We start from the raw sequence: 6764 nt of genomic DNA on the forward strand, positions 1-6764 counted from the left end.
AGGGCCGGCGGTGCCGTCCCGTGAGGGGCCGGCCCCTCACCCTCCCCGGTGTTCCGCTCGAGGCGCGGGGTGCGCTTCGCGCACATCGCCTGCGGCGACCGGGAGCCGCTGCGCGGCGCTGCTTCGAGGTTTTTTGTTCCTCTCCGCGGTGCAAACCTATTTCGCTCCGTCGTCTCCGTGTCACCTATTCCGGGCGCGGTCGCAAGCTCCCTTATTTCGCCCGGAATAGGCGTCACTCCGCCGCCTCTACTCAAACGGTTCTTCCCGCCGGAGAGGCACAAAAAAACGATCAGACAAGGGAGCGCCACATCATGCAGTCCACGCCGATGACCGCCGATACCGAACTCGACACCACCACCACGCAGGAGACGCCGGGGAGCCGCGCGGAAGCGCTGCTCGCGACGATCGAGGAGCTGCACCAGCAGGTGTGGGCAGCGGCCCCCGAGCTTCTGATCGAGACGGTGACCGATGACGGCGAGACGTACGAAGCGCTCCGGTGCCCCGTCTGCCAGACGCTCGTGACCGACTCCGGGGAACTCCGCGCGGTGGACGTCTCTACCCGGTGGAGCAGCGCGGAGCCGGACGTGGAGAACCGCCAGATGGACGTCACCGCGGGGGATCACGACTATGGCAGCACGCTCTACTACCTCCACTGGACCGGCGAGGCGCACGCTGTCGTCCCGCCCTCCGGTTGGTCCGAGGACTGGTGCCTGTGACCCACACCGGCCGCGCGTGCTGACTTGTAGGCATGTTTACAAGTCAGCATGTCGCGGTCGGGAGGTGGGAGAGGGCCGGCGGTGCCGTCCCGTGAGGGGCCGGCCCCTCACCCTCCCCGGTGTTCCGCTCGAGGCGCGGGGTGCGCTTCGCGCACATCGCCTGCGGCGACGGGGAGCCGCTGCGCGGCGCTGCTTCGAGGTTTTTTGTTCCTCTCCGCGGTACAAACCTATTTCGCTCCAGCGGCTACGTGCCACCTATTCCGAACGCGGTCGCTGTGCTCCCTTATTTCGTTCGGAATAGGCGTCACTCCGCCGCTTCCACTCAAACGGTTCTTCCCGCCGGAGAGGCACAAAAAAACGATCAGACAAGACGAAAGCCCCGTAGTTGATCTAGAACCACGGGACCCGTCGCGTCGATCCTCGCACAGGGAGAATCGCCATGACCAGCACGACCACCGCCCGCAAGACCACCGCCAAGAAGCGCGCCCCGCGGACCACACCGGAGGAGCGCCGCGAGCAGGCCGCCGCGCTGCACGAGAGCATCACCGAGCAGGTCGAGGCGCTGCGCGACTCCGACCAGTGGCGACGGTTCCTCTCGTTCGCGTCCTCGTTCCACCGCTACAGCCTGGGCAACCTGCTGCTGATCCTCGCTCAGCGCCCCGACGCCTCCGCCGTCGCCGGGTTCCGCGCGTGGCAGGCCAAGGGCCGCCAGGTGCGCAAGGGCGAGAAGGCGATCAAGATTTTCGGCTTCGCTCAGCGAAAGATCGCCGCCGACGAGGAGGCCGAGGAGGGCACCACGACCAGCACCGACGAGAAGGGGCAGAAAGTCCAGACGTACTACCCGCTCGTGTCCGTGTTCGCGATCGAGCAGACCGACCTGATGGAGGGCGCCGAGGATCCCCGCGACATCGCGCAGTTACTCACCGGGGAGCACGATCACGGCGTCATTGCGCCGCTGACGGCCGCTCTCGAGGCCGAGGGGTGGACGGTCGAGCGCCGCCCGCTGCCGCAGGGAACGAACGGCTACGCCGCCCCCGAGGAGCGCACGGTCGTCGTGGATTCCAGCCTGTCGCCGGAGCAGGCCGCAAAGACCTTGATCCACGAGGCCGCGCACGTGCTGATGGGTCACGTTGATGACCTGGAGGAGTACGCGCAGCACCGAGGGCTGATGGAGACGGAAGCCGAGTCCGTCGCGTTCGTCGTCGCCGGGCTCGTCGGATTCGACACCAGCGCCTACAGCGTCGGCTACGTCGCGACGTGGAGCGACTGCAAGGCCGACACGATCCGCGAGACGGCCGCGCGGGTGCTCACCACCGCGCACCGCATCGCCGCGATCCTCGACGCCGACGACGACGAGAGCGACGACGAGAGCTGAGAGGCGGCGGGCCGGCCTTCGGGCCGGCAGTGTGAGGGGCGACCCCCTCACACTCCCCGACATTCCCCGTTCCGGGGAGCGCGAGCTGCACTCGCGCAGCGGTGACGGAGCACCGCCGGTAGGAGGCCGCTACGCGGCCCGTTTCCTCTTTTTCTTCACCTCTCCGCGGTCTCAACCTATTTCGCTCCACCGGCTACGTGCCACCGCTATCGGACGCGCCCTGCGGGCTTATTTCGCCCGATAGCGGCGTCACTGCGCCGCCTCCACTCAAACGGTTCTTCCCGCCGGAGAGGCAAAGAAAAACGATCAGCCAGAGGGAGACACACCATGACTCAGCAGCGCGGCACCCGTACCGAGGTCATCAAGAGCGAGTACCACGGACCCGGGACGGAGGGCATCAGCCGGACCGCCCGTCAGGTGGTCATCGTCGGCGCCGGTGGCCGCGACCCGGTGACCGAGCAGACCCCTGCCGTGCACCTGGTCACCCGCAGCGGAGCGGTCGCCGGGGTGACGCTGCAGCACTTCGAGCCCGTCGAGCCCGTGGGGGAGGGCCGGATCGGCTACATGGCTTCCGACGCCTACGTCGTCGTGCCGGTCGACGTCGCGCGAGCGCTCGACCTGTACCCGGCCGCGTACGCGCTGCACGACCGCAGCGAGACGACCGTCGACTTCCGCGACAACGACTGACCCCCGCCGAGACGAGAAGGAGACAGAGCATGCTCACCATCACCCACACCCCCGAAGCCGGAACCCTCATCGAGGGCACCAGCCGCGGCGACGGCACCGCCGAGATCCTGAAGGCGTCCGGCTGGCGCTGGGGCCGCTCCATCGGCGCCTGGTACGTCCCGCAGTCCCGGGACCGCCTGCCGAAGTGGTGGACCATCAACCGCGCCGCGACCGCCCTGCGCGACGCGGGACACGAGGTCACCATCGAGGCCGAAGAGACGTTCCGCCCGACCGCCGAGGCGGAGGCGGCGACCCTCGAGCGCCAGGCGGCCCGCGTCGACGCGCTCGACGCGAAGGCTGACCGTCGCGCCGAGCAGGCGGACGACGCCGACGAGGCCGCCCGCCGCGCCCTCCGCCGCCTGCCCGAGGGCGGGGAGCCGATCAAGATCGGCCACCACTCGGAGACGCGGCATCGGAACGCGATTGCCAAGGCCGACGCCGCGATGGGTCGCAGCGTCGAGGCCGACCGCGAGGCCACCCGCGCCCGCGCTCGCGCCGACGTCGCCGCGAGGACCACCGAATCCCGCTACGCGCCCGCGATGGTCGCCCGCCGCATCGACCGGCTCGACACCGACATTCGCGGATACACGCGGAAGATCGAGGGCAGCTCGCACAACTTCGGCGGCGGCTACGTCGAGACCACCGCGCCCGCGACCGGCGACCGACTCGACCGGCTGCACGCCGAGCGCGCGCAGCTCGAAGATCAGCGCGACTACTGGTCGGAGGTCCGCGAGGCGCAGGCCGCCGCGGGACAGGTCACGATCTACAGCCGCGAGACGATCGCCAAGGGCGACGCGATCAAGCACAAGCACGGGTGGAGCGTCGTGACCCGCGTGAACCCCAAGACCGTGACCGTCGCGCTGGACTGGAACGCCGGGACGCGCCCCTACTCCGTCGCCTACGCCGACGTGCAAGGACACCGCACCGCCGCGGAACTCGACGCGGCCCGCGAGGCGGTCGCGGAGACGGCCGCGGCGAGCTGAGCGGGCGAGGGCCGGCCTCCGGGCCGGCCCGTGAGGGGCGACCCCCCTCACACTCCCCGGCATCCCCGTTCCGGGGGCGCGAGCTCCGCCCGCGCAGCGGTGACGGAGCACCGCCGAGGGGAAGCCGCTACGCGGCCCGATTCCCCGTTTTCTTCACCTCTCCGCGGTTCAAACCTATTTCGCTCCACCGGCTACGTGCCACCTATTCCGAACGCGGTCGCTGCGCTCCCTTATTTCGTTCGGAATAGGCGTCACTGCGCCGCCTCCACTCAAACGGTTCTTCCCGCCGGAGAGGCAAAGAAAAACGATCAGCCAGAGGGAGCACCCACACCATGCAGACCGCCACCGACTTGCAGACCACGGCTAAGACCTATCTCACGCTCGCAAACACCCGCGCGGTGAGCATCCGCGTCGTGGGCACCGACCCCAAGACGACGCCCTCCGTGCTCGTCACCCGCCGCAAGTCCGGCGTCTGGGAGGCGTGGCACTCCGACGAGCTGCACGGCATCACCAGCGGCTCGTTCCGCCACTGCGTCACCCACGCCCGCCGCGCAGCGATCCGCCGCGTCGCCCCGTTCATGAGCCGCTGAGAGGACCACACCATGACCACCACCGACACCGGCCGCGCGAGCGCCGAACAGCTCGCCCTCATCCTCACCACCCGCCGCGCGGAGTCCGACGAGGACGCCGCCGCCACGGACGCCGAGATCCTCGCGCACGTCCGCAACACCCTGACCCTGCCCGGGGAGGGGTGCCCGGGCGGGTTCCCCGTCACCAACGACGGAAGCGACTACGCGGCCGCGCTGATCGCGTTCCTCACCGCCGCCGAGAAGCAGGACACCGGCGCGGCTTTGGCCGCTTTCCTCACCCCGACCCCGGAGACGGTGGACGAGCGTGCGGCGCGCGTCGAGCTGAACCGGCGGGCGGATGAGGGGTGGCAGGCGCTCTCCCCGGCGGAGCAGGCCGCGCAGATCGCGGCCGTCGAGCGGGTGGAGAACCCCGGCGGGCCGTGCGACTGCGCCAACTGCTACGAGCCCGCCGACCGGTAGCCGCGCGGTGCGGGCCGGCCTGCGGGCCGGCCCGTGAGGGGCGACCCCCTCACACTCCCCGGCATCCCCGTTCCGGGGGGCGCGAGCTGCACTCGCGCAGCGGTGACGGAGCACCGCCGAGGGGAAGCCGCTACGCGGCCTGTTTTTCTGTTTTCTTCACCTCTCCGCGGTTTCAACCTATCTCGCTCCGACGCCTCCGTGCCGACCTTTCCGGACGCGGGCGCAAGCGCCCTTATTTCGCCCGGAAAGCCCGTCACTACGGCGTCTCCACTCAATTGGTTTCATCCCGCCGGAGAGGCAAAGAAAAACGATCAGGAAGACGACAAAAGCCCCGTAGTTTCACTAGAACCACGGGACCCGTCGCCTCAATGATCGCACATTGATCAAGGAGAAACCATCGTGAACACCACCGCAACCGGGACCATCGAGCACATCGACCCGACCGCCCTCGTGATCGAGCAGAACGTCCGCACCAGCGCCCCGCTGACGAAGGAGTTCATCGACTCCATCCGTCAGAGCGGCATCCTGTCGCCCGTGCTCGGACGCCGCGACGAGCACGGCAACGTGATCGTCCGCGCGGGGCAGCGCCGGACCCTCGCGAGCCGTGAAATCGGCCTCGCGACGATCCCTGTCTACGTCGTGGAGGGCGACGACAAGACCGCCGAGCGGATCGTGCAGCAGATCATCGAGAACGACCAGCGCGCCGAACTCACCACCGCCGACCGCACCGCCGCGTGGGCGCAGCTGTCGTTCGAGGGCCTGTCGGCCGCGAGCATCGCCAAGCGCACCGGCACCAAGGCCGCGACCGTGAAAGCGGGACTGGCGGTCGAGGAGTCCGCAGTCGCGCGGACCGCGCTGCACGAGCACGAGCTGACCCTGGACCAGGCCGCGATCATCCTCGAATTTGAGGACGACGAGGAAGCCCGCGCCGACCTCATCACCGTCGCCACCACCAACCCGAGCCAGTTCACCCACACCGCAGAGCGCCACCGCAAGGCGCGCGCCCGCCGCGTCGCCGTCCTCGTGGAGGAGGCGAACCAGGAGGCCGCAGGCTTCACCGTCCTCACCCGCGATCAGGTCGACGGCGAGGGCAGCGCGTGGGTCGTCATCGACCCGCTGCGCACCGAAGACGGCAAGCGCGTCACCGTCGAGCACATCGCGACCATCGAGCCGCGGGGCGTCCTCGTGAGCACCATCTACGACGGCAACACCCACGTCTCCTACGCGATCCAGGACCCCGCCGCCCACGGATTCAGCTACGCCTACAACGCGCCCGCCGCACCCGAGACGGAGGAAGAGAAGGCAGCGAAGTCCGCCGAGCGCCGCATCCTCCTCGCGAACAACCGCGCATGGATCGCCGCCGAGACGGTACGCCGCGACTGGATCACGACGCTCCTGTCCCGGAAGACCCTCCCGAAGGACGCCGAGCGCGTCATCGCCCTGGGACTGACCGCGCACCGCTCGTCGGTGTCGGGCGGGATGGGCAACGGCAACGCGCTCGCGCACACCCTCCTCGGCGTCACCCAGCCCTCCGGCTACCACGCCGACGCGCTGGCCCCGCTGGTCGAGGCGAACCCCGCGAAGGCCCGCCTGGTCGCGCTGGCCGTCGTCCTCGCAGGGCAGGAGGCGAACACGAGCAAAGAGTCCTGGCGCCGCGGCGACGAGCGCACGGCCGAGCACTTCCGTCAGCTCGCGGCCTGGGGTTACGCGCTCTCCCCGGTCGAGCAGGTCGTCACCGGCGACAGCACCCCCGCCGACGCCGCGGGGCTCAGCTAGCCCCTCCGGCGGGACCGGCTCGCGCCGGTCCCCGCCCCTCCTCCTCTTCTCCCACTGCTGCACAGGAAGGCCCGACCATGACCACCACGACCACCGCACCCCGCCCCGCCCACCGCTTCGACCCGTACCAGGACGACCC

The 6764-nt window shown here is 69.8% G+C and carries 7 protein-coding genes; all 7 read left to right on the forward strand.

From position 1 onward, the window contains the following. Positions 1-311 precede the first annotated feature (311 nt). The 7 genes from C5D09_RS16755 (at position 312) to C5D09_RS16785 (ending at position 6625) form a co-directional block, all read left to right on the forward strand. A complete protein-coding gene (locus C5D09_RS16755; RefSeq protein WP_104256253.1) occupies positions 312-716 on the forward strand; it encodes a hypothetical protein in 405 nt (134 codons plus the stop codon). A gap of 439 nt (positions 717-1155) precedes the next feature. Next, positions 1156-2091, forward strand: coding sequence for an ArdC-like ssDNA-binding domain-containing protein (locus C5D09_RS16760; protein ID WP_104256252.1), 936 nt, complete (start codon positions 1156-1158; stop codon positions 2089-2091). Positions 2092-2418: 327 nt separating this feature from the next. Continuing rightward, positions 2419-2778 carry a hypothetical protein gene (locus tag C5D09_RS16765; protein WP_104256251.1) on the forward strand — a complete coding sequence of 120 codons (360 nt, stop codon included), beginning with the start codon at positions 2419-2421 and terminating at the stop codon, positions 2776-2778. Positions 2779-2807: 29 nt separating this feature from the next. Beyond that, positions 2808-3800, forward strand: coding sequence for a DUF3560 domain-containing protein (locus C5D09_RS16770; RefSeq protein ID WP_104256250.1), 993 nt, complete (start codon positions 2808-2810; stop codon positions 3798-3800). Positions 3801-4132: 332 nt separating this feature from the next. Beyond that, positions 4133-4390, forward strand: coding sequence for a hypothetical protein (locus tag C5D09_RS16775; RefSeq protein ID WP_104256249.1), 258 nt, complete (start codon positions 4133-4135; stop codon positions 4388-4390). A 12-nt stretch (positions 4391-4402) separates the two neighbouring features. Continuing rightward, positions 4403-4849, forward strand: coding sequence for a hypothetical protein (locus C5D09_RS16780; protein WP_104256248.1), 447 nt, complete (start codon positions 4403-4405; stop codon positions 4847-4849). A gap of 399 nt (positions 4850-5248) precedes the next feature. Then, a complete protein-coding gene (locus C5D09_RS16785) occupies positions 5249-6625 on the forward strand; it encodes a ParB/RepB/Spo0J family partition protein (RefSeq protein WP_104269818.1) in 1377 nt (458 codons plus the stop codon). Positions 6626-6764 lie beyond the last annotated feature (139 nt).

This window comes from Rathayibacter sp. AY1C9, from assembly GCF_002932315.1.
Classification (GTDB): domain Bacteria; phylum Actinomycetota; class Actinomycetes; order Actinomycetales; family Microbacteriaceae; genus Rathayibacter.

Bases quoted from the DNA above. Each gene is read 5' to 3' on its own strand.
- C5D09_RS16765 (WP_104256251.1), top strand. From the start codon at position 2,419: ATGACTCAGCAGCGCGGCACCCGTACCGAGGTCATCAAGAGCGAGTAC.
- C5D09_RS16780 (WP_104256248.1), top strand. From the start codon at position 4,403: ATGACCACCACCGACACCGGCCGCGCGAGCGCCGAACAGCTCGCCCTC.
- C5D09_RS16770 (WP_104256250.1), top strand. From the start codon at position 2,808: ATGCTCACCATCACCCACACCCCCGAAGCCGGAACCCTCATCGAGGGC.
- C5D09_RS16755 (WP_104256253.1), top strand. From the start codon at position 312: ATGCAGTCCACGCCGATGACCGCCGATACCGAACTCGACACCACCACC.
- C5D09_RS16760 (WP_104256252.1), top strand. From the start codon at position 1,156: ATGACCAGCACGACCACCGCCCGCAAGACCACCGCCAAGAAGCGCGCC.
- C5D09_RS16775 (WP_104256249.1), top strand. From the start codon at position 4,133: ATGCAGACCGCCACCGACTTGCAGACCACGGCTAAGACCTATCTCACG.